This is a genomic window from Thalassotalea psychrophila (genome assembly GCF_031583595.1).
Taxonomy (GTDB): Bacteria; Pseudomonadota; Gammaproteobacteria; order Enterobacterales; family Alteromonadaceae; genus Thalassotalea_A; species Thalassotalea_A psychrophila.
Genome location: NZ_CP134145.1, coordinates 3,622,627 through 3,644,377, shown reverse-complemented (window position 1 = coordinate 3,644,377; position 21,751 = coordinate 3,622,627). Strand labels below are relative to the sequence as shown.

General features: G+C 38.5%; 23 protein-coding genes. 19 read left to right on the top strand and 4 right to left on the bottom strand.

All coding sequences use genetic code 11. The features are described from left to right. The first annotated feature begins 15 nt into the window (after positions 1 to 15). From yajC to secF, 3 genes are read left to right on the top strand one after another with little or no spacing between them, the layout of a single operon-like run. Positions 16 to 348 carry a preprotein translocase subunit YajC gene (yajC, locus tag RGQ13_RS14970; protein WP_348390551.1) on the top strand — a complete coding sequence of 111 codons (333 nt, stop codon included), beginning with the start codon at positions 16 to 18 and terminating at the stop codon, positions 346 to 348. 9 nt (positions 349 to 357) lie between these two features. Further along, positions 358 to 2,208, top strand: coding sequence for a protein translocase subunit SecD (secD, locus tag RGQ13_RS14965; protein ID WP_348390550.1), 1,851 nt, complete (start codon positions 358 to 360; stop codon positions 2,206 to 2,208). Between the two features lie 14 nt (positions 2,209 to 2,222). Continuing rightward, positions 2,223 to 3,170: a protein translocase subunit SecF gene (gene secF, locus RGQ13_RS14960; protein ID WP_348390549.1), complete on the top strand. Its 948-nt coding sequence runs from the start codon at positions 2,223 to 2,225 to the stop codon at positions 3,168 to 3,170. Between the two features lie 123 nt (positions 3,171 to 3,293). On the opposite strand, the gene cobA is transcribed toward secF, so the two are convergent. Then, a complete protein-coding gene (cobA, locus tag RGQ13_RS14955) occupies positions 3,294 to 4,145 on the bottom strand; it encodes a uroporphyrinogen-III C-methyltransferase (protein ID WP_348390548.1) in 852 nt (283 codons plus the stop codon). A 286-nt stretch (positions 4,146 to 4,431) separates the two neighbouring features. On the opposite strand from cobA, the gene RGQ13_RS14950 reads away from it, so the two are divergent. Next, on the top strand, positions 4,432 to 5,778 hold the full coding sequence (locus RGQ13_RS14950) for a M24 family metallopeptidase (RefSeq protein WP_348390547.1): 1,347 nt from the start codon (positions 4,432 to 4,434) through the stop codon (positions 5,776 to 5,778). Between the two features lie 203 nt (positions 5,779 to 5,981). Here RGQ13_RS14950 and suhB read toward each other — a convergent pair whose 3' ends face one another. Beyond that, positions 5,982 to 6,785 (bottom strand): inositol-1-monophosphatase, encoded by an 804-nt coding sequence (gene suhB, locus RGQ13_RS14945; protein WP_348390546.1) that lies wholly within the window; start codon positions 6,783 to 6,785, stop codon positions 5,982 to 5,984. Positions 6,786 to 7,133: 348 nt separating this feature from the next. On the opposite strand from suhB, the gene trmJ reads away from it, so the two are divergent. The 14 genes from trmJ to ribBA all read left to right on the top strand — a co-directional run bounded on the left by trmJ (position 7,134) and on the right by ribBA (position 19,194). Then, positions 7,134 to 7,901 (top strand): tRNA (cytosine(32)/uridine(32)-2'-O)-methyltransferase TrmJ, encoded by a 768-nt coding sequence (gene trmJ, locus RGQ13_RS14940; protein WP_348390545.1) that lies wholly within the window; start codon positions 7,134 to 7,136, stop codon positions 7,899 to 7,901. A gap of 32 nt (positions 7,902 to 7,933) precedes the next feature. Next, on the top strand, positions 7,934 to 8,746 hold the full coding sequence (cysE, locus tag RGQ13_RS14935) for a serine O-acetyltransferase (RefSeq protein WP_348390544.1): 813 nt from the start codon (positions 7,934 to 7,936) through the stop codon (positions 8,744 to 8,746). A 173-nt stretch (positions 8,747 to 8,919) separates the two neighbouring features. Continuing rightward, positions 8,920 to 9,426 (top strand): Fe-S cluster assembly transcriptional regulator IscR, encoded by a 507-nt coding sequence (gene iscR, locus RGQ13_RS14930; protein ID WP_348390543.1) that lies wholly within the window; start codon positions 8,920 to 8,922, stop codon positions 9,424 to 9,426. Positions 9,427 to 9,458: 32 nt separating this feature from the next. Further along, positions 9,459 to 10,673 (top strand): IscS subfamily cysteine desulfurase, encoded by a 1,215-nt coding sequence (locus RGQ13_RS14925; protein WP_348390542.1) that lies wholly within the window; start codon positions 9,459 to 9,461, stop codon positions 10,671 to 10,673. Positions 10,674 to 10,733: 60 nt separating this feature from the next. Continuing rightward, the gene (gene iscU, locus RGQ13_RS14920; protein ID WP_348390541.1) at positions 10,734 to 11,114 is read left to right on the top strand and encodes a Fe-S cluster assembly scaffold IscU; all 381 of its coding nucleotides are present in this window, start codon (positions 10,734 to 10,736) and stop codon (positions 11,112 to 11,114) included. Positions 11,115 to 11,123: 9 nt separating this feature from the next. Next, a complete protein-coding gene (gene iscA, locus RGQ13_RS14915) occupies positions 11,124 to 11,447 on the top strand; it encodes an iron-sulfur cluster assembly protein IscA (protein ID WP_348390540.1) in 324 nt (107 codons plus the stop codon). A gap of 24 nt (positions 11,448 to 11,471) precedes the next feature. After that, positions 11,472 to 11,996 (top strand): co-chaperone HscB, encoded by a 525-nt coding sequence (gene hscB / locus RGQ13_RS14910; protein ID WP_348390539.1) that lies wholly within the window; start codon positions 11,472 to 11,474, stop codon positions 11,994 to 11,996. Between the two features lie 32 nt (positions 11,997 to 12,028). After that, positions 12,029 to 13,894, top strand: a complete 1,866-nt coding sequence (hscA, locus tag RGQ13_RS14905; RefSeq protein WP_348390538.1) for a Fe-S protein assembly chaperone HscA — start codon at positions 12,029 to 12,031, stop codon at positions 13,892 to 13,894. Between the two features lie 2 nt (positions 13,895 to 13,896). Continuing rightward, on the top strand, positions 13,897 to 14,235 hold the full coding sequence (gene fdx, locus RGQ13_RS14900) for an ISC system 2Fe-2S type ferredoxin (RefSeq protein WP_348390537.1): 339 nt from the start codon (positions 13,897 to 13,899) through the stop codon (positions 14,233 to 14,235). A gap of 199 nt (positions 14,236 to 14,434) precedes the next feature. Further along, positions 14,435 to 15,691 (top strand): serine hydroxymethyltransferase, encoded by a 1,257-nt coding sequence (glyA, locus tag RGQ13_RS14895; RefSeq protein ID WP_348390536.1) that lies wholly within the window; start codon positions 14,435 to 14,437, stop codon positions 15,689 to 15,691. Between the two features lie 86 nt (positions 15,692 to 15,777). Then, positions 15,778 to 16,233, top strand: coding sequence for a transcriptional regulator NrdR (gene nrdR / locus RGQ13_RS14890; protein WP_348390535.1), 456 nt, complete (start codon positions 15,778 to 15,780; stop codon positions 16,231 to 16,233). Between the two features lie 11 nt (positions 16,234 to 16,244). Beyond that, positions 16,245 to 17,387 carry a bifunctional diaminohydroxyphosphoribosylaminopyrimidine deaminase/5-amino-6-(5-phosphoribosylamino)uracil reductase RibD gene (gene ribD, locus RGQ13_RS14885; protein WP_348390534.1) on the top strand — a complete coding sequence of 381 codons (1,143 nt, stop codon included), beginning with the start codon at positions 16,245 to 16,247 and terminating at the stop codon, positions 17,385 to 17,387. A gap of 22 nt (positions 17,388 to 17,409) precedes the next feature. Further along, a complete protein-coding gene (locus RGQ13_RS14880; RefSeq protein WP_348390533.1) occupies positions 17,410 to 18,078 on the top strand; it encodes a riboflavin synthase in 669 nt (222 codons plus the stop codon). 6 nt (positions 18,079 to 18,084) lie between these two features. Then, on the top strand, positions 18,085 to 19,194 hold the full coding sequence (ribBA, locus tag RGQ13_RS14875; protein WP_348390532.1) for a bifunctional 3,4-dihydroxy-2-butanone-4-phosphate synthase/GTP cyclohydrolase II: 1,110 nt from the start codon (positions 18,085 to 18,087) through the stop codon (positions 19,192 to 19,194). A gap of 78 nt (positions 19,195 to 19,272) precedes the next feature. On the opposite strand, the gene RGQ13_RS14870 is transcribed toward ribBA, so the two are convergent. Together RGQ13_RS14870 and RGQ13_RS14865 are read right to left on the bottom strand one after the other, a co-directional pair. Beyond that, the gene (locus tag RGQ13_RS14870; protein WP_348390531.1) at positions 19,273 to 19,620 is read right to left on the bottom strand and encodes a hypothetical protein; all 348 of its coding nucleotides are present in this window, start codon (positions 19,618 to 19,620) and stop codon (positions 19,273 to 19,275) included. A 126-nt stretch (positions 19,621 to 19,746) separates the two neighbouring features. Then, positions 19,747 to 20,679, bottom strand: coding sequence for a DUF808 domain-containing protein (locus tag RGQ13_RS14865; protein WP_348390530.1), 933 nt, complete (start codon positions 20,677 to 20,679; stop codon positions 19,747 to 19,749). 384 nt (positions 20,680 to 21,063) lie between these two features. On the opposite strand from RGQ13_RS14865, the gene RGQ13_RS14860 reads away from it, so the two are divergent. Further along, the gene (locus RGQ13_RS14860; RefSeq protein WP_348390529.1) at positions 21,064 to 21,699 is read left to right on the top strand and encodes a transglycosylase SLT domain-containing protein; all 636 of its coding nucleotides are present in this window, start codon (positions 21,064 to 21,066) and stop codon (positions 21,697 to 21,699) included. The last annotated feature ends 52 nt before the right edge of the window (positions 21,700 to 21,751 follow it).

The following is a 21,751-nucleotide window of genomic DNA, read 5'->3' as shown; positions in this document are numbered from 1 at the left end:
TAGTAAGAGGATTTTATGGACTTTTTAATTAGCAAAGCATACGCGGCAGATGCACCACAACAAGGTGGTGGTTTCGAAATGTTGATCATGTTAGGTGTGTTTGGTGTAGTGTTTTATTTCATGATTTACCGTCCACAAGCTAAGCGTGCTAAAGAGCACAAAGGCTTAATGGAAGCATTATCTAAAGGTGATGAAGTATTAACGCAAGGTGGTATTGTCGGTAAAATCGCGAAAGTTTCTGCTGAAAAAGATTTCATTGTAGTTAGTGTTGCTGAAGGTACTGAATTAACAGTACAAAAAGGCGCTATTACTGCTGTACTACCAAAAGGGACTATGAAGTCTCTATAAGGACTTGTTGTGTTAAACAAATATCCATTATGGAAAACATTGATGGTGGTGTTTATCGTCGCCATTGGTGCTTTATACGCTTTACCAAACTATTATGGTGAAGATCCTGCTGTTCAAATTTCGGGAACGAAAGGCGTACAAGCAGATCTATCAACACTGGATGCGGTTAAAGATACATTAGCGCAAGCTAATATCACTTATCAAAGTGCCGCTCTTGCGAATGGCCAAGTATTAGTACGTTTTTCTGACTATAAAACTCAGCAAACTGCCAATGAATCATTATCAAATAGTTTAGGTGATGCATACTCGGTTGCGCTTAACTTAACCCCAGCAACGCCTGAATGGCTTGCTAGTTTAGGTGGCGTACCAATGAAACTTGGCTTGGATTTAAGCGGTGGCGTTCACTTCCTTATGGAAGTTGACATGAAAACTGCTATGGGCCGAGCTCAAGAAAACATGATTGGTGATTTTCGTACTAATTTACGTAAAGAAAAAATTCGCTATCGTAGTGTGAATGAGTCAGGCAATGGCGTAGAAATTATCTTTCGTAACGCTGACGATTTAGCCAATGCAGAATCAGTGTTAAAGCGTACCTACGGTGATTACCTGTTTGTTGATAATGAAGATAAACTATCTTTAAAAATCACCATGACCGATGCCAAACTTAAAGAAACTCGCGAATTTGCCTTACAGCAAAACATTACTATTATTCGTAACCGTGTTAACGAATTAGGTGTAGCAGAGCCATTAGTACAACGTCAAGGTGCTAAGCATATTGTTGTTGAATTACCGGGTGTGCAAGACACAGCGAGAGCAAAAGAAATTTTAGGTGCTACGGCAACGCTACAATTTCATATGGTCGATCAAGAACATGATCTTCGTGCTGCTGTAAATGGCCGCGTACCGCCTGGTTCATTTTTAGTAAATGATCAAAATGGTCAGCCGCAGTTATTGAAAAAGCGCATCATGTTACGTGGTGAGCATATTATCGGCGCAGCCCCTTCAAGAGATCAACAAACTAGTCGTCCACAAGTTAGCATCGATCTTGATAGCAAAGGTGGCAGTATTTTCTCTAATGCAACTAAAGATAATATTGGCAAGCCTATGGCTACAATGTTTATTGAAAGTAAAGCAACTGGAGAGAAAAATCCTGATGGCAGCTTAAAGTTCACCCAAGAGCAAGAAGTGATCAGTGTTGCTACTATCCAAGCGCGTTTAGGTAGTAAATTTGTTATTACTGGTCAAGAATCTCCTGCAGAATCACAAAACTTAGCATTATTACTTCGTGCTGGTGCTCTTATTGCTCCTATTGCGATTGTAGAAGAACGAACTGTAGGCCCATCTCTTGGTGCTGAAAACGTACAGTTAGGTATGCAAGCTATCCTTTGGGGTTTCGCGATGGTGCTAATATTTATGATGGTTTATTATCGTAAATTCGGTGTTGTAGCTAACCTTGCTTTAGCGGCTAACTTGGTTCTTATCGTTGGTATTATGTCACTTATTCCGGGAGCAACATTAACGCTTCCTGGTATGGCGGGTATTGTACTTACCGTTGGTATGGCGGTTGATGCTAACGTGCTCATATTTGAACGTATCCGAGAAGAATTACGTGAAGGTAAAACACCGCAACAGGCAATCCATCATGGTTATGACTCAGCATTCTCAACGATTATCGATGCCAATATTACTACCTTGATTGCAGCACTTATCTTGTTTGCTGTCGGTACCGGCCCTATTAAAGGCTTCGCGGTTACTTTATCAATTGGTATTATTACTTCAATGTTTACTTCTATTATTGGTACCCGTGCTGTTGTAAATGCACTTTGGGGTGGCAAAAAAATAGATAAACTTTCTATTTAGGCTAGGACGATATAATGCAAATTTTAAAAATTAAAGAAAATATAGCCTTCATGTCGCAACGAAAGCTAGCTTCAATATTTAGCATCATCTTAGTAGTCGTATCACTAACGTCATTAGCAACCAATAAATTAAATTGGGGCCTTGATTTCACCGGCGGTACGTTACTAGAGATTGGTTTTGAACAACCTGCTGATTTAAGTAAAATACGTACTGTGCTTGAAAGTGGCGGTTTTGCTGATGCTGTTGTGCAATTATTTGGTAGTTCAAATGATGTACTTATTCGTTTAGGCCAGCGTGAAAACGTGAAAGCAGAAATGTTAGGCAATCAAATTTTAGGACTACTAGAGCAAGGTACAGGCCAAAGTATTGATATGCGCCGTATTGAATTTGTTGGTGCAAATGTAGGCGATGAACTAACTGAGCAAGGTGGCCTTGCAATGTTAACGGCGCTTATTTGTATTTTGGTGTATGTGGCTTTTCGTTTTGAATGGCGCTTCGCACTAGGCTCTGTAACGGCACTTGCTCATGATGTTATCCTAACACTAGGTTTGTTTTCATTCTTAGGCTTAGAGTTTGATTTAACAGTACTCGCGGCAATACTTGCGGTAATAGGTTATTCATTAAATGATACTATTGTGGTTTCTGATCGGATTCGTGAAAACTTCAGAAAAGTGCGCAAAGGTACGCCTGAAGAAATTATTAATATTTCTTTAACGCAAACGTTAAGCCGTACAATGATAACGTCACTAACAACATTTCTAGTATTACTCGCTTTGTTCTTTAAAGGTGGGGCACTAATTCACGGTTTCTCAACAGCGTTGCTGTTTGGTATCGTTGTTGGTACATACTCTTCTATCTATGTGGCTTCTACAGTTGCTTTAGCATTAGGTATTTCGAAAGAAGACTTAATGCCTGAAGTGATTGAAAAAGAAGGTGCTGATCAAGAAGAGTTACGGATGTAAGTTGTCTAAACAGTATTAATTAGAAAACCAGCTCCGGCTGGTTTTTTTATGTTTATCAGAAACGAGAAACGGCCACACGTTGGTTCCATGGTTGGTCCTAATTTATTAGGACGTTATGAATACCTAGCCCAATTTAGAAAGCAATTGTTCTGAATACTCTTTAGGAGCAAAGAAGGCGGGTTGCTCAGCGTTGTTCATATCTGATAATGCTTGCTGATTTACTGCATTAACAACATCACCTATTACTAATAAACTCGGTGGCTTAATTTCGTTAGCAGCAACAATGTTAGGTAACTCCGCTAAGTTTGTGCGCCATACTTGTTGATCGTTTTGGGTGCCTTTTCGAATAATTGCCACAGGCGTTTTTGCATCTCTACCATGAATAATTAACTGCTGAGAAATTGTTTCTGCGCTTTTAACACCCATGTAAAATACTAGTGTTTGAGTTTTATCAGCGTAATTTTTCCATGGCAAAGATAATTCACCATCATGACTGAAGTGACCGGTAATAAAACTACAACTATGAGCAATGTCACGATGTGTTAAAGGTATTCCTGCATAAGTGGTTGCACCTGAGGCTGAGGTTATACCTGGTATAACATGACTGGCAATACCATGATCTAGTAGGTAATTTACTTCTTCAGAGCCGCGACCAAAAATAAAACTATCACCACCTTTTAAACGAACAACTTTTTTACCTTTACTTGCCCACTCAACAATTGTGTCATTAATTTTATCTTGGGTAACACAATGCTTATGAATGGCTTTACCAACATATATTCGGCGACAATTATCTGGAGCTAACATTAGAATTTCATTACTTACCAAACGGTCATAAATAACAACGTCAGCATTTTGTAAAAAACGCATTGCTTTAATTGTTAGTAATTCCGCATCACCAGGGCCTGCACCTATCAGTGCCACCTCTCCAGCATTAAACTGGGACTTGTGTGTAATATTGTTAAAACTGTTCATGTTAACCTTTATTTATACAATCTAAATGGGCTCTATCTCTAGCGCTATTCAAGTATTCTGATGCCTGCACCTTGAATGTCGACAGGTATATATACACAGTGAATATTAAAGGTTTATTAATAACAATAAAGTATCTATATGCACTTGTTTATACTAAATAGTTATTAGCGTGCTTCGTCAGCAGAATAAGTTCCTATAATTCAACAGTTAAGATTGAAATTATCAACTTGCTAAATGAATGAAAAACAACCACGATAATAATCTCTCAATTTAAAAAGAAAACTTAATGTCAAAAATCAATGTGTTTAAAGGGCTTTGGGTCTGCGTATTTCTTATTTTAGCTAACTCTCCTTGGGTATATGCCGAGCAAAATTTAAAAAAAGAATTTAATATTTTATCTATGCAAGATCGTAGCAAGGTTATAGATGAAATTTTAACTAAGCGAGTAGATCAGCTTATGCCTCAACTTATGAAAGACTCTAATATTGATATGTGGATACTCATATCGAGGGAAAATAATGAGGATGCTATTTTAAAAACACTTTTACCAGCAACTTGGATGGGGGCAAGACGCAGAACAATTTTAGTATTTTCCAGAATGGAAGATGGGACCGTTAAAGCTGAGGCAATGTCGCGATACGATGTTGGCAATGTTTTCAAGAAAGCTTGGGATAAAGACTCTCAGCCAGATCAAATGTTAGCTTTAGTTGAGCTTATTCAGTCGAGAGATCCTAAGCGTATTGCATTAAATCAAAGTGAACACTATGAAATTGCTGATGGCTTAGTTGCGACGGAAAGAGATTTATTGTTTTCTTATTTACCAAACAAGTATCACAACAGGGTAGTCTCAGCAGAAGAGTTAGCCGTAAGTTGGCTAGAAACTCGAATTGCAGCAGAAGTTGAAATACATAAAAACATGGTGGCGTTAACAAAAACGATTATTAGAAAAGGATTTTCAAATGAAGTTATACGTCCTCGAAAAACTACGGTAGGCGATTTGGTATGGTGGTTTAGAGATGAAGTTAACGCTCTCGGTTTACAAACTTGGTTTCAGCCAAGTATCCGTTTACAACGGAAATATAAAAATATTGCCGTAAGTGAAGATCCTGATTTAATTATATTGCCAGGTGATTTATTACATGTTGATTTTGGTATTACTTACTTGCGTTTAAATACTGATATTCAGCAACATGCCTATGTGTTAAAACAACAAGAAAAACAAGCGCCAAAATTTATAACTAATGCACTCAAAATAGGTAACCAATTACAAGATATTCTTACCAGTCACTTTAAACAAGGCATTAGTGGTAATGAAATATTATCAAGAAGCCGAGAGCAGGCACTATTAAGCGGTATTAAACCTATGATTTATAGTCACCCTATCGGGTATCACGGTCATGCTGCAGGGACTACGATAGGAAAGTGGGACTCACAATATGGTGTTGCCGGTGAAGGTGATAGGTTACTGCACAATGATACTGCTTATGCTATTGAATTGAATGCTACTGTTTACAGTGAAGAGTGGCAAAAAGACATTATGATCATGTTAGAAGAGAATGCACTATTCAGTCGAGGCAAGGTGCAATATTTAGCTCCAAGACAAACAGAACTTATCTTGGTTAATTATAAATAGTCGCTTCGCAATAACGCGGAATACAGAATTTATACCATCCTTGGGCAACCCTCCCTTTGCGCCAGTCATGGCTCGGGAGGATAAGTACTTCCGTGAAGTTACAAACTTAAAGCGATCCCTGGCAGTTTGCATTCCATCATCCATGAAGTAAAAAAAAGGGCTAAACTCTGAGAGTTTAGCCCTTCAAATCAGAATGGGTGAAACTAAAGCTTCATCGCTGGCGTTAAATGCGGGCGAACATCTGTTAAAATTTCTTTTAATAAGCGTGGGCTAGCAGCAACAATATTGCCATTTTGAGAGTGGTTATGACCACCAACAAAATCTGTCACTAAACCTCCAGCTTCAATTACCAGTAATTCACCGGCAGAAGTATTCCAAGGTTTTAAACCAAGTTCAAATAAACCATCCATACGTCCAGCAGCAATATAGGCCAAGTCTAGTGAAGGACAGCCTGCACTGCGGATGTCTGCAGCTTTGCTAAACAATGCTTGGTACATGGCAAAGTAGGCATCGCTGCTTGCTTTTTGCTTGTACGGTAGAGCTGTAGCTAAAATAGTACCAGATAATTCTTTATGAGCCTTAATACGAATACGAGAGCTGTTTAACTGTGCACCTTTACCACGACTTGCAGTAAAAAGTTCACCACGAATTGGATCATAAATAACGGCTTGGTCTAATTTCCCTTTTACTTTCAGGGCTATTGAAACGGCAAAGTGAGGAATGCCTTTAACAAAATTGGTGGTACCATCGATAGGATCGATGATCCATTGGTAGTCAGAATCTTTACCAGGTAAAACACCACATTCTTCACTTACGATAGAATGTTCAGGATACGATTTACGTAACGTATCAATAATAATCTGCTCAGCTTCAAGATCGAAATTTGTAACAAAATCGAATTTACCTTTCGCTTCTACTTCTACTTTATCAGTATTTTCGAAAGCACGAGCAACAACAGAACCAGCGGCACGCGCAGCGCGTATCGCGATATTAAGCATCGGATGCATAATGACTACCCTAATTTTAAAAAGAACAATTTAAACCGTTGCTCCCGACAGGAACAACAAAACGGCGCGCAGTATACCAAAAGACAATAACAAAAGCGAACCAAAGCTAAAATTGTATTATTAAGAATTATTTATAGTTCAAAAATAAATGTTTGCCAGTTAAACCCAAGATAAAAAGGCGGTTACAGGCGATTAACTCATTATAAACAAATTATATTTCTAATAAATAAATGAACTAAGCCAATTAGACAAATTGATCTTTTTTGTAATCTATTCATGCTATTTTAAGCTTTATATTCATTGAAGGTGTGTTAAAATCGCGGAAAATTGAACAGCAAAGAAAAACACATGTTAGATAACGTTCGTATTGTTTTAGTAAATACCTCTGATTGCCGTAATATTGGTTCAGCAGCTCGTGCAATGAAAACCATGGGCCTTAAAAATTTGGTTTTAGTAGATCCAAAAGAAATGCCAAATGGTCAAGCACAAGCTTTAGCTGCCGGTGCAACAGATGTACTTGCCAACGCTAAAGTTGTTGCAACAATGAAAGAAGCCATTGAAGATTGTGGTCTTGTTGTAGGAACTAGTGCTCGTTCACGCACTTTACCGTGGCCGATGCTTGACCCAAGAGGTTGTGGCAAACAAATGGCTCAAGAGGGTAAAGAATATCCTGTAGCACTCGTATTTGGTCGTGAAAGCAGTGGTTTAACTAATGATGAATTGCAACTGTGCCATTATCATGTGGCTATTCCTGCCAACCCTGAATACAGCTCTTTAAATTTGGCTATGGCAGTACAAACTCTCAGCTATGAAATTAGAATGAACTTCTTAGAAGCCGAGCAAGCACAATTTGATAAGAAAGAAATTGCATCAGACTCAAATGATTCAGAGCTGCAAGAAGAAAGTAAATATCAACTGGTTGAAGAAACAGAACGATTTTATGATCACTTTGAAAGTGCGATGCAAAGTACTGGTTTTATTCAAGCAAAGCATCCGGGTATTATAATGACAAAAGTTCGCCGTTTATTTAACCGTGCTCGCCCTGATGGCAAAGAATTAAAAATGCTTAGAGGCATATTGGCCTCTATTGATAAATCAGTTAAAAACAAAGATTAATTAAATTTTCGATAAACCAAACTATTAATAGGATGTACATGTTAAGCCGAATTCGAGAAGATATTAAAAGTGTGTTTGACCGCGATCCAGCTGCTAGAACCACATTTGAAGTATTAACCAACTATCCAGGGCTTCATGCTATCTGGGGACATTGTATCTCAAACTGGTTATGGCAACGAAAATTAAAATGGTTGGCTCGAACTGTTTCCACATTATTTCGATGGTTAACCGGTGTAGAAATTCATCCTGGTGCGACTATTGGTCGACGATTTTTTATCGATCATGGTATGGGTATTGTGATCGGAGAAACTGCTGAAATTGGTAATGATTGTACTGTTTATCATGGTGTGACCTTAGGTGGTACTAGTTGGAGTGCTGGTAAACGTCATCCTACCTTAGAAAATAATGTGGTTATTGGCGCTGGTGCAAAAGTACTCGGACCATTAAATGTTGGCGCAAATGCACGTATAGGATCTAACGCTGTAGTGGTAAAAGATGTGCCCGAAGGTGCAACTGTTATAGGTATTCCTGGGCGTATTGTTAGTAATTCAAAAGATCCAAGTGCAAGTGAACGCAGTAAACTTGCTAGCAAATATGGCTTTGACGCTTATGCGGTAGCAAGTGACAACCCAGATCCTGTCGCTAAAGCTATTGGTAGAGTGTTAGACCATGTACAACTAATGGACTCAAAATTGCAAGAAGTGACAAAGGCGGTTAACGAAGTTGGTGGTAAAGTTTGTGAAGAAGAACTTCCGCCATTACGCGTCAGCGAATTTGTTGAAGATGAAAAAGCTGCTGCTAATCGTCGCAAATCTGAAAAAGAATCCTTCGATCCTACAATTTAATCTTGCCGTTTAGTTAATACTTGAGTAAAATACTCGGGTATATAGTTGACTATTTTACAGGGTTAAGTAAAATGCGCCTGTAATACCAGTTAGTCAACTTGGTCAAACTACCAAAAACAAATAATTATAAGTACTGAAACGTACAATTTGGTATTGAAATTTAAGGTTAAACGATGAAATTAACTTCCAAAGGACGTTATGCAGTAACGGCAATGCTTGATGTAACCATTCACGCAGAATCTGGTCCCGTGCCTTTAGCGGACATTTCTGAGCGACAAGGTATCTCATTGTCTTATTTAGAACAATTGTTTTCACGATTACGTAAGCATGGCTTAGTTAGCAGTGTGCGTGGACCAGGTGGTGGTTACCGTTTAGGTCGTTGTTCTGCAACCATCGCCGTTAGTGATGTGATCAATGCCGTCGATGAAAGCGTAGACGCTACTAAGTGTGGCGGCCAAGGTAATTGCCAAGGCGGTCACAAATGTTTAACCCATGACCTTTGGAACGATTTAAGTGATCGAATCGCGGAATTTTTAAGTAGCATTACTTTGAGTGAACTTGTTAACCAAGGTGATGTACAACGAGTATCAGAACGTCAAGATGCGGTTTATGCATCAAACAGTAGCGAAAAGCCTGTAGGCACTCTGATATCAACACGAAACATTATTGGCGAGTGGTAATTAAACCACCGTTTATAGAGAGAGAAAATTTAATGAAGTTACCTATTTATCTTGATTACTCTGCTACGACACCAGCTGACAAGCGTGTTGCAGAAAAGATGATGCAATACATGACAACCGATGGCTTTTTCGGTAACCCAGCATCACGTTCACATAAATTCGGCTGGCAAGCAGAAGAAGCTGTAGATATAGCTCGTAATCAAATTGCTGACTTAATTAATGCCGATCCTCGTGAAATTGTAATTACTTCAGGCGCTACAGAATCAGATAACCTTGCTATCAAAGGTGCCGCTCATTTTTATAATAAACGTGGTAAGCACATAATCACCAGCAAAACCGAACATAAAGCCGTTTTAGATACTTGTCGTGAATTAGAAAGACAGGGTTATGAAGTGACTTATTTAGATCCTGAAGCAAATGGTTTAATTGATCTAAATAAATTAGAAGCGGCAATGCGTGACGATACTGTCTTAGTAAGCATCATGCATGTAAACAATGAAATTGGTGTTATTCAAGACATTAATGAGATAGGCGAACTTTGTCGTTCTCGTAAAATTATATTCCATGTAGATGCCGCACAATCTGTTGGTAAAATTCCGGTTGATATGCAGCAATCTAAAGTAGATTTAATGTCTATTTCTGCTCATAAAATGTATGGCCCTAAAGGCATTGGTGCTTTATACGTGCGTCGTAAACCACGCATTCGTTTAGAAGCACAAATGCACGGTGGTGGCCATGAACGTGGTATGCGCAGCGGTACACTTGCGACACACCAAATCGTTGGTTTTGGTGAAGCTTGTCGAATTGCCAAAGAAGAAATGTCACAAGATTTAGCTCATGTAACAGCAATGCGCAACCGTTTATGGGAAGGCGTTAAAGACATGGAGCAAGTATTCATTAATGGTGATTCAGATAAACGTTACCAAGGTAACTTAAATATCAGCTTCAATTTCGTTGAAGGCGAATCATTAATAATGGCATTAAAAGACTTAGCAGTTTCATCTGGCTCAGCATGTACCTCTGCGAGTTTAGAGCCTTCATATGTACTACGTGCATTAGGCTTAAATGATGAAATGGCGCACAGCTCAATTCGTTTCAGTTTTGGTCGTTTTACTACCACTGAAGAAATTGATTACGCAATAGAGCTTATTCAAAAATCAATAAACCACTTACGTGAGATGTCACCGCTTTGGGAAATGTTTCAAGACGGTATCGACTTAGACACAGTAGAGTGGGCAGGACACTAGTCGCGCTTGGCACTAGTAGCATAGGGCAACTAGTGCAATTACAGAATTTAGGGGCAAATTATGGCTTATAGCGAAAAAGTAATCGATCATTATGAAAATCCACGTAACGTAGGTTCATTTGACAAAAATGATCCTCAAATTGCAACCGGTATGGTTGGCGCACCTGCGTGTGGTGATGTTATGAAACTACAACTTAAAATTGATGATAACGGTATTATCGAAGATGCTAAGTTTAAAACATACGGCTGTGGCTCAGCTATTGCTTCTAGCTCATTAGTTACTGAGTGGGTAAAAGGCAAATCTATTGATGAAGCAGCTGAGATTAAAAACACAGCTATTGCAGAAGAATTAGCTTTACCGCCAGTAAAAATTCATTGCTCTATTTTAGCTGAAGACGCTATTAAAGCAGCGATTGAAGATTATAAAGCAAAACAAGACTAGGTAAAGAATATGGCAATTTCAATGACTCCAGCAGCTACTGAACGTGTTAGATCGTTTTTAGATAATCGTGGTAAAGGCTTAGGTTTACGTTTAGGTGTTAAAACAACTGGTTGTTCAGGTTTAGCCTATGTGTTGGAATTTGTCGATGAGCTAAATGTCGATGATGAAGTATTTAACTTTGATGATGTAAATATTATTGTTGACGGCAAAAGCTTAGTACATATTGACGGTACACAACTAGATTTTGTTAAAGAAGGTTTGAACGAAGGCTTCAAATTTACCAACCCTAACGCCAAGGGCGAATGTGGTTGTGGCGAAAGCTTTAACGTTTAACTTATTTAACTAGCGGGCAACACCTTGAACTACTACCAATTATTTGGCCTCGACGCTAAATTTAATCTCGATTTAAGCGAGCTGTCTGTTACTTATCAAACGTTACAAAAAGCGGTCCATCCAGACCGCTTTGCTCACTCTTCTTCACAAGAACAATTATTAGCAGTGCAAAAATCTGCTGAGATAAATGACGCATTTCAAACGTTGAAACAACCGATATTACGCGGTGAATATCTGTTAAAATTACGCGGTACAGAACTTCCTTTAGAGCAAGAGTCTTTTGGTGACGTAAGCTTCTTAATGGAGCAAATGGAACTGCGAGAAATGCTTGGTGACATTGCTCATGCTAGCGATGTAGACTCCGCAATATTTTCAGCACAAGAAACTTTAGATGTACAGGCTCAACATTTGTGGCAACAAGTTGAACGATTACTAGCGACGGATAGCCAAACAGATAATGTAAGTGCGAGTGAACTGATACGTAAATTAAAGTTCTATCAAAAATTACAAATCGAGTTGGATCGTATTGAAGACGATTTACTTGACTAAGTTAAAAAATTAATCACAAAAGATATATATACATGGCTCTATTACAAATTGCTGAACCTGGACAAAGTACTGTTCCGCATCAACACCGATTAGCTGCAGGTATCGATTTAGGTACTACTAACTCCTTAGTGGCAAGTGTTAAAAGTGGTTTAGCAGAAACGCTAACTGATTCGCAAGGCAATGATATTTTACCTTCAATTGTTAGCTATCAAAACAATGCTGTTTTAGTCGGCGATGCAGCTAAAACTCACGCGATAAACGACCCTGAAAATACTATTGTTTCAGTTAAACGCCTAATGGGACGTTCATTAACTGATATTAATACTAAATACCCAGCGTTGCCTTACCAGTTTTGTGGTGAAGATTCACACCCATCGTTAAATACTCGTCGTGGGCCAATGAATCCAGTGCAAGTATCTGCTGAAATTTTATCAACTCTAGTTGAACGAGCTAAGCAATCTTTAGGCGGCGACTTAGAAGGCGTGGTTATTACTGTGCCAGCTTATTTTGATGATGCCCAACGTCAAAGTACTAAAGATGCAGCAACCATTGCTGGCGTTAATGTTTTGCGTTTATTGAACGAACCAACAGCTGCAGCAGTTGCTTATGGTTTAGATAGCGGTCAAGAAGGCATTATTGCTGTATTTGATTTAGGTGGCGGTACCTTTGATATCTCAGTATTGCGTTTAGCTAAAGGTGTCTTTGAAGTGTTAGCTACCGGCGGTGATTCTGCCTTAGGTGGCGATGATTTTGATTTGGTATTAGTTGACCATATTCTTGAACAAGCAAACTTGCAGCGTCCTTTATCAAATTCAATGGAGCGACAAGTGTTACAGCAAGCTTGTACCGCCAAAGAACAACTTACTGATAAAGAAGAGGTTGGTGTTAATTTAACCTTAGAGTCAGGAGATGACTTTTCTTGTCAGTTAACACGAGAAACCTTCAACCAATTAATTAAACCTTTGGTCGCAAAAACATTGCGTGCTTGTCGTCGTTCATTAAAAGATGCCGAAGTTACCATTGCTGATGTTAATGAAGTCATTATGGTTGGCGGCTCTACACGTGTGCCTCTAGTTAGAACTGAAGTGGGTAACTACTTTAACCGTGCACCATTAACCTCAATTGATCCTGATAAAGTGGTTGCTATTGGCGCTGCTATTCAGGCCGATGTTTTAGCTGGTAACAAACCTGACAGTGACATGTTATTGCTTGATGTTATTCCTTTATCTCTTGGCTTAGAAACCATGGGAGGTTTGGTCGAGAAGGTTATTTCGCGTAACACTACAATTCCGGTTGCTAAAGCGCAAGAATTTACCACCTTTAAAGATGGTCAAACAGCTATGGCGATTCATGTGTTGCAAGGCGAACGTGAATTAGTTGAAGATTGTCGCTCATTAGCGCGATTTGAATTAAGAGGTATTCCGGCGGTGACTGCCGGAGCTGCGCATATTCGCGTAACATTTAAGGTTGATGCGGATGGTTTATTAAGTGTTAGCGCCATGGAAAAATCAACAGGTGTCGAGTCTTCTATTGAAGTGAAGCCTTCATTTGGACTTGATGAAAATGACATTATCACCATGTTAAAAGATTCAATGAGTAATGCTAAAGAAGATATGGATGCGCGTATGCTGAAAGAGCAACAAGTAGAAGCGGCCCGTGTATTTGAAAGCGTTACTGCTGCCATCGGTGCAGATGGTGAACGATTACTTACAGAGCAAGAACTTGCGGAAATAAATTCTGCTCTTTCTAACTTACTTACAATTAGTCAAACGTCAAATATTGCAGCAATAGAAGTTGCAATAGCGGCGGTTGATAAAGTTACAGCGACTTTTGCTGAACGTCGTATGGATTCTTCAATTCGTACTGCTTTAGCTGGTCATTCGGTAGACGAGGTTTAATCATGCCACAAATTATCTTTCTTCCAAACGAAGAATTATGTCCAGACGGTTTAGTTGTAGAAGCTGACGCTGGCGAAACAGTTTTAAATGTAGCACTTAAAAATAACATTGGTGTTGAACATGCTTGTGAAAAAGTGTGTGCTTGTACCACATGTCATATGATCATTCGTGAAGGTTTTGATTCACTTGATGAAAGTGATGAACTAGAAGATGACATGCTTGATAAAGCTTGGGGCTTAGAGCCTGAATCTCGCTTAGGTTGTCAGGCTATTATTACCGATGAAGATTTGGTGGTTGAAATACCCAAGTACACCGTTAATATGGTGAGTGAAAATCATTAGATTTAATATTTAGAAAGGGCCTTAAGGTCCTTTTTTGTTTCTATAATGTGCCTAAACAGCGATAAACAATATCTTATAAATAAATTGTTTGTAACAAGCTGCAAAATTAATATACAACTGCTCACTGTTAAGGCAAAATACTGCCATTAAAAATTCTAACTAGTATCGCTAGTACATAAATGTTGACTGAGGAAAACCAATGCTTAAACGTAATATGAATATTGCTGATTTTGATCCTGAATTATATCAAGCAATGAGTAATGAAGTTGTTCGTCAAGAAGAGCACATTGAATTAATTGCTTCTGAAAACTATTGTAGCCCGCGCGTTCTTGAAGCTCAAGGTTCTCAATTAACAAATAAATACGCTGAAGGTTACCCTGGGAAGCGTTATTACGGTGGTTGTGAATACGTTGATATTGCTGAGCAATTAGCCATCGACCGTGCTAAAGAGTTGTTTGGCGCAACTTATGCAAACGTACAGCCACATGCTGGTTCACAGGCAAACGCTGCGGTATTTCAAGCACTAGTTAAACCTGGCGGAAAAGTGTTAGGCATGAGCTTAGCTCATGGTGGTCACTTAACTCATGGTTCACATGTTAATTTTTCTGGTAAATCTTACGAAGCATTTCAATATGGCCTTAACCCAGAAACTGGCGATATTGACTACGAAGAACTTGAACGTTTAGCGTTAGAACACAAGCCTGAAATGATTATCGGTGGTTTTTCTGCATTTTCTGGTATTGTTGATTGGGCAAGAATGCGTGAAATCGCTGACAAAGTAGATGCCTACTTTATGGTTGATATGGCTCATGTTGCAGGTCTTATTGCTGCGGGCTTATATCCTAACCCTGTACCGCATGCACACGTTGTTACTACAACAACACATAAAACTTTAGCGGGCCCTCGTGGTGGTTTAATTATTTCTGGTTGTAATGACGAAGCTATTGAGAAAAAATTAAACTCAGCAGTTTTCCCAGGTGGCCAAGGTGGCCCATTAATGCACATTATTGCGGCTAAAGCGGTTGCATTTAAAGAAGCATTGCAGCCAGAGTTTAAAGAATATCAACAAAAAGTTTTAGATAATGCCAAAACAATGGTTACGGTATTACAAGAACGCGGTTATAAAGTAGTATCCAACGGTACTGAAAACCACTTATTTTTATTAGACTTAATTGATAAAGACATTACCGGTAAAGATGCTGATGCTGCTCTTGGTAGAGCTTATATCACCGTAAACAAAAACTCGGTTCCAAATGACCCGCGTTCTCCTTTTGTTACCTCTGGTCTACGTTTAGGTACTCCTGCTATATCTCGTCGTGGTTTTGGCGCAGCAGAAACCGCAGCATTAACTGGTTGGATTTGTGACATTCTTGATGATTTATCTAATGAAGATACAATTACTACTGTTCGTAAGAATGTGATCGAGCTTTGTTCTCGTTTTCCTGTTTACGCATAATCATTTAGTAAATTACTGAAAATTAGATTAAAATAGCCGCTATATGCGGCTTTTTTGTTTAATTTAATAAAAATTCTAGGAATTTTATGTATTGTCCATTTTGTTCAGCAACAGATACTAAAGTGATTGATTCAAGGCTCGTTTCTGACGGCCATCAAGTAAGGCGTCGTCGAGAATGTTTAGATTGTAAAGAGCGATATACTACTTTTGAGTCTGCTGAACTAGTCATGCCAAGGATCATCAAACGCGATGGCTCCAGAGAACCGTTTAATGAAGATAAATTACGTAACGGTTTACTTAGAGCATTAGAAAAACGTCCTGTAAGCACCGAAAGCACCGAATTAGCGATTAACAAATTAAAGTCGCAGTTGAGAGCTACAGGAGAGCGTGAAATTTCAAGCGAAATGCTAGGCAATCTTATTATGGATGTTCTTAAGTCACTTGATAAAGTCGCTTATGTGCGCTTTGCTTCAGTATATCGATCTTTTGAAGATATTCGCGAATTTGGTGAAGAAATTGCTCGTTTAGGCGATGACGAATAGGATTACGTTACATGCAAACGCCGCAAATATCTAAGGCCAAAAGGCAACAATTAAATGAGCATTACATGCTTAGAGCCATTGCTCTGGCTAAAAAAGGTGAGTATACAACATCACCTAACCCAGCCGTTGGTTGTGTCTTAGTTAAAGATGGTGAAGTTATTGGTGAAGGTTGGCATCAAAAAGCTGGTGAAGGGCATGCAGAAGTTAATGCCTTAAAGCAAGCTGGCGATAAAGCAAAAGATGCTACTGCCTTTGTTACATTAGAGCCATGTAGCCATTTTGGCCGAACGCCTCCATGTGCAAAAGGGTTAATTACTGCTGGTGTTAAACATGTTGTGATCGGTATGCAAGATCCTAATCCGTTAGTCTCTGGTCGCGGTATTACCATGTTAGAAAATGCAGGTATAACCACTGAAGTTGCAGTTCTAGAAAGTGCGGCGAAAGGTTTGAATCCAGGCTTTATTAAACTCATGAGTACTGACAAGCCACTTGTACGTTGTAAAATGGCCTCAAGCCTAGATGGTAAAACTGCGATGGCAAATGGCGAAAGCAAATGGATCACAGGTAAGGAAGCTCGCCAAGATGTACAACGTTATCGCGCGAAAAGTTGTGCGATCATAAGCGGTGCAGATACCGTTATTATTGATAATGCCAAATTGAATGTGCGTTATAACGAGCTAGGTTTTATTGCAAATGACCTAAAAGAAACTGATGTTAGGCAGCCTGTTCGGGTTATAATTGATAGCCAAAATCGCTTAACACCAACATTAGCTTTATTCGATCAAAAATCTCCTATAATTTTAGTTCGCACAAAACTTGAAAATGGCCAACAATGGCCGCACTTTGTTAAACAGATACAAGTTAAAGAGCGATCAGGTAAAGCTGATCTAACTGATTTAATAAGTAAACTTGCAGAACTTGGTTTAAATACCTTATGGGTTGAGAGTGGCGCTCGCTTGGCAGGAGCATTTTTAGCACAAGCCTTAGTTGATGAACTGGTATTATATCAAGCGCCAAAATTGATGGGTGAAAACTCTCAAGGCTTGTTTGATATTGAGCAATTAACTCATTTACAAGATGCGATACAATTAAGCATCGAAGATGTACGAATGATAGGCGCTGATATTAAAATCACTGCGACTGTTAATAAATAAATTTCACTGAAGGTTAAAATTAATGTTTACCGGGATTGTAGAGGCCATTGGCCAAGTAAAAGCAATTAACTTAAACGCTTCTGGCGCAAGAGTAGTAATTGCCAGCGGTAACCTAGATTTAGCTGATGTAAAGCTTGGTGACTCCATTGCCACTAATGGCATTTGTTTAACTGTAGTAGATTTCGATGGCGCAAGTTACAGTGCTGATGTATCGACTGAAACACTAACTCGCACCGGCTTTGCCAATTATGGCTCTGGCACTAAAGTGAATCTCGAAAAAGCTATGTTACCAACTACACGCTTTGGTGGTCATATGGTTAGTGGCCATGTTGATGGTACTGGTAAAATTATTTCAATTAAACATGTCGGGAATTCAATTGAGTATTGGATTGAGTTAGCTGACTCATTAAAACAGTATGTGGCAGAGAAAGGTTCAATAACCGTTGATGGTATTAGCTTAACGGTTAACTCAATTGAAAATAACCGTTTTCGTTTAACTATTGTGCCGCATACCACAGAACAAACTATTATTAGTACATACCAAGTAGGGCAAGTGGTTAATCTAGAAGTAGATTTAATTGCTCGTTATATTGAACGATTATTATTTTGCCAAGAGCAAGAAAGTACAGCACCGGCTAACACTGGCATAAGCAAAGAACTGCTATTGCGTAGCGGTTTTATAAAAGGTTAATAAAGAATGAAATTAAATACACCACAAGAAATTATCAACGATATTGCACTTGGTAAAATGGTTATCTTGATGGATGATGAAGATCGTGAAAATGAAGGTGATTTTATCATGGCGGCTGAAAAAGTTACGCCTGATGCAATCAACTTTATGGCGACTCATGGCCGAGGCTTAATTTGTATGCCTATGTCACGTGAGAAATGTGAAACGTTAAAGTTGCCATTAATGGTTGATAAAAACGACGCACAATTTACTACCAATTTTACAGTGTCTATTGAAGCGGCTCGTGGTGTTACTACTGGTATTTCTGCAGCCGATCGTGCAACTACAGTGTTAGCTGCATGTGATAAAGATGCCGACCATCGCTCAATTGTTCAACCAGGTCATATTTTTCCATTAATTGCCAAAGATGGCGGCGTACTTAATCGCGCTGGTCATACTGAAGCTGGAGTTGATTTAGCTCGCATGGCTGGTTGTGAGCCTGCAGCCGTTATTGTTGAAATTTTAAATGAAGATGGCACTATGGCGCGTCGTCCGGATTTAGAATTAATTGCTGAAAAACACGATGTTAAAATGGGCACTATTGCCGATTTAATTGAATATCGAAATGCCACCGAAACCACTATTACCCGTGTTAGTGAGTGTAAATTACCAACTCAGTTTGGTGAATTCGATTTAGTATCATTTACCGACACCATTGACGGTCAAACGCACTTTGCTCTTACCAAAGGTGAGATCAAATCTGATCAGCCAACTTTGGTTCGTGTACATTTAGAAAATACTTTCCGTGACTTGTTATTTTCTACTCGAGATAGCAAAAATAACTGGCCAATCGGTAATGCCTTAGAAAAAATTGGTAAAGAAGGTGGGGTACTAGTGCTTCTTGGTAAACATGAATCGCCACAGCAGCTTATTCAACAAGTTGAAAAATATGCCAAGCAAGACCAAGGTATTGAAGTTGATGAAGTTACTAAACATGTTGGCTCTCGCAACGTCGGTGTTGGTTCACAGATTTTAGCGAATTTAGGCGTGCATAAAATGCGTTTATTGAGTTCACAAACTAAATATCATTCATTATCTGGTTTTGGTTTAGAGATTGTTGAGTACATCTCTGAATAAGCCTGAATAAGACAGTGTTGAATAAAAGCAGAGTTAGGGGAACAGCTATCTCTGCTTTTTTATTTGATGGAGTTAGTATTATTCACTCGGCTTAATAGCCTCTTCAGTTTTTCTCTCACGTTCTTCCAACTGTGCCTTTGTATCAGATAATTCATCAGCAAATTTAGTTTTGTTTTTCTCAATACTTTTAGTTACTTCTGTCTCTGCTTTAGTTAAAGATTTCTCGATAGAGTCTTCTGCCTTTTTTAGGTTTTCTTGTAAAACTATTTCAGTGTCAGCTAAAGTAGTTTTAATTTCTTTTACCGTTGCTTGAGAAGTCTCTTCAATAGCCGTTTTCGCTGTTTTTATTTGTTCCTCAACTTTTGAATCAACCCAGTCACATGAGAATAAAAATATTGTTATAGGGAGTAGTAAAAAAAACTTCATAAAATGTCTCGCTTATCTAATAGTGGCTAATTTAATCGTCATTTGACAATCTAAATGAGCAAAAAGTTACTTACTAGACTTATAGGGTAATTAAGTGTTGCCAATGGCGAATGTTATAAAGCTAGCTTATTGTTTACTGCGAAAAATTTTACTGACTCCTAATACAATAGTTAATGTGATTACACCACAAATGATCCCTACCGTTGCGTTAAATACAGGGGGAATTAACAATGACAGCACGGCAAGATTGAAACTTGACTCTATTCGCTCTAGAAAATGGTGAGCAATAGGGAGGCCATGAACAATAATGCCACCACCCACTAAAAACATTGCTGCGGTACCAACAATGGCTAAAATTTTCATTAACTTTGGTGCAAAACTTAGCAGGCCTTTACCGGTAATTTGTTTAACTTTTCCCCAGAAGTTTTGAACAGGTTGTTTGAGTAAATGCAGGCCTAAATCATCAAGCTTAACAATACCTGCAACTAAACCATAAACACCAATTGTCATGATTAACGCGATTAAAGAAACAACACTGGTTTGCTCTAATATACTTTTGTTTTGAACAGTACCTAAGGCAATTACTATGATCTCGGCCGATAAAATGAAATCGGTTTTAATTGCACCTTTTATTTTCTCTTTTTCAAACTCCAGCATATCAATTTTTGGATCAGATAATGCTTGTATATCAAGCTGATGTTCAGTTTCTTTGTCATCTTTACTGGTGAATAATGAATGAGCTATTTTTTCAACACCTTCAAAGCAAAGATATAATCCACCAATCATTAACAGCGGGGTAATTAACCATGGAATAAATGCGCTGATCAGCAAAGCAGAAGGAACGAGAATGAGTTTATTAATAAATGAGCCTTTCGCTACCGCCCACACTACAGGGAGTTCCCTGTCAGCTCTTACGCCTTGAACTTGCTGAGCATTTAAAGCTAAGTCATCACCCAAAACACCAGCGGTTTTTTTAGCCGCTACTTTTGTCATTAATGCGACGTCATCCAGGGCTACTGCAATTTTATCTATTAATGCTATTAAGCTAGTACCAGCCATAGAGCTTCCTTTTTATTCTTTTAATCGATACACAAAAATAAATATAACTTATTCAGGCCAAAAACAGAAATATGCCCTCCCGGGCATTTCTGCATATAGTTCTTCCGTGAACAAAACAGAAAATACGCCATGATTTACAGGATGTAATGAATGCCACGATCACATGGATGTGAATGAGTGGTCCATGGCATTTCTGCATATAGTTCTTCCATGAACAAAAAAAAAGCACGTAACCAAGGTTATGTGCTTAAAATAAAACTAAGGAGAAATAAAACTACTATTGTATGAGCATTGAAAAATAAAAAAGTTCATAAAAGTCTAAAATAAATTAAAAAAGTTTTTATTTTCTGTCAAACTAGAGAAAACAGCATCTTTTGAGTCGTTATGAATAAAAATACTGCGCTGACCTTATTTAAACCGTTAATTGTTATAATCACTATATTGCAACTTAGTGGTTGTACAACACCTCCTCCTGAAAACCCTGAAAATATTTGTGAAATTTTTCGTGAACACCATAGTTGGTATGAAGGAGCTAAAGACATGAATGATCGTTGGGGGGTGCCAATTCATGTACCTATGAGTATGATGTATCAAGAAAGCTCGTTTAGAGCCGACGCTTTACCGCCAAGAGATTATTTGTTTGGCTTTATTCCTTGGGGACGAGTAAGTAGTGCATATGGCTTCTCACAGGCTAAAACACTTACTTGGGATGATTACATGCGTGAATCAGATAATGATGGCGCCGATCGTGATGATTTTGACGATGCAATTGACTTTATGGGTTGGTTTATTTCTAAAACTCAAAAAGTGAATGGTGTTTCAAAATGGGATACTTACAGCCAATATTTAAACTATCACGAAGGTTGGGGCGGTTTTAAACGCAAAACCTACAACCAAAAAGCATGGTTAGTTAAAGTTGCTCGTAAAGTTGATTCAAGAGCAAAAATTTACGGTGGTCAGTTAAAGAGTTGCCAAGATGAACTAGACAGCAGCTGGTTATGGCGCTTAATGTTTTATTAAGTCATTAGTAAATGAAAGGGTAGCGCAAGCTACCCTTTTTTATATACAGTCC

Bases quoted from the DNA above. Each gene is read 5' to 3' on its own strand.
- yajC (WP_348390551.1), top strand. From the start codon at position 16: ATGGACTTTTTAATTAGCAAAGCATACGCGGCAGATGCACCACAACAA.
- secF (WP_348390549.1), top strand. From the start codon at position 2,223: ATGCAAATTTTAAAAATTAAAGAAAATATAGCCTTCATGTCGCAACGA.
- cobA (WP_348390548.1), bottom strand. From the start codon at position 4,145: ATGAACAGTTTTAACAATATTACACACAAGTCCCAGTTTAATGCTGGA.
- RGQ13_RS14950 (WP_348390547.1), top strand. From the start codon at position 4,432: ATGTCAAAAATCAATGTGTTTAAAGGGCTTTGGGTCTGCGTATTTCTT.
- suhB (WP_348390546.1), bottom strand. From the start codon at position 6,785: ATGCATCCGATGCTTAATATCGCGATACGCGCTGCGCGTGCCGCTGGT.
- trmJ (WP_348390545.1), top strand. From the start codon at position 7,134: ATGTTAGATAACGTTCGTATTGTTTTAGTAAATACCTCTGATTGCCGT.
- cysE (WP_348390544.1), top strand. From the start codon at position 7,934: ATGTACATGTTAAGCCGAATTCGAGAAGATATTAAAAGTGTGTTTGAC.
- iscR (WP_348390543.1), top strand. From the start codon at position 8,920: ATGAAATTAACTTCCAAAGGACGTTATGCAGTAACGGCAATGCTTGAT.
- RGQ13_RS14925 (WP_348390542.1), top strand. From the start codon at position 9,459: ATGAAGTTACCTATTTATCTTGATTACTCTGCTACGACACCAGCTGAC.
- iscU (WP_348390541.1), top strand. From the start codon at position 10,734: ATGGCTTATAGCGAAAAAGTAATCGATCATTATGAAAATCCACGTAAC.
- iscA (WP_348390540.1), top strand. From the start codon at position 11,124: ATGGCAATTTCAATGACTCCAGCAGCTACTGAACGTGTTAGATCGTTT.
- hscA (WP_348390538.1), top strand. From the start codon at position 12,029: ATGGCTCTATTACAAATTGCTGAACCTGGACAAAGTACTGTTCCGCAT.
- fdx (WP_348390537.1), top strand. From the start codon at position 13,897: ATGCCACAAATTATCTTTCTTCCAAACGAAGAATTATGTCCAGACGGT.
- glyA (WP_348390536.1), top strand. From the start codon at position 14,435: ATGCTTAAACGTAATATGAATATTGCTGATTTTGATCCTGAATTATAT.
- nrdR (WP_348390535.1), top strand. From the start codon at position 15,778: ATGTATTGTCCATTTTGTTCAGCAACAGATACTAAAGTGATTGATTCA.
- ribD (WP_348390534.1), top strand. From the start codon at position 16,245: ATGCAAACGCCGCAAATATCTAAGGCCAAAAGGCAACAATTAAATGAG.
- RGQ13_RS14880 (WP_348390533.1), top strand. From the start codon at position 17,410: ATGTTTACCGGGATTGTAGAGGCCATTGGCCAAGTAAAAGCAATTAAC.
- ribBA (WP_348390532.1), top strand. From the start codon at position 18,085: ATGAAATTAAATACACCACAAGAAATTATCAACGATATTGCACTTGGT.
- RGQ13_RS14870 (WP_348390531.1), bottom strand. From the start codon at position 19,620: ATGAAGTTTTTTTTACTACTCCCTATAACAATATTTTTATTCTCATGT.
- RGQ13_RS14865 (WP_348390530.1), bottom strand. From the start codon at position 20,679: ATGGCTGGTACTAGCTTAATAGCATTAATAGATAAAATTGCAGTAGCC.
- RGQ13_RS14860 (WP_348390529.1), top strand. From the start codon at position 21,064: ATGAATAAAAATACTGCGCTGACCTTATTTAAACCGTTAATTGTTATA.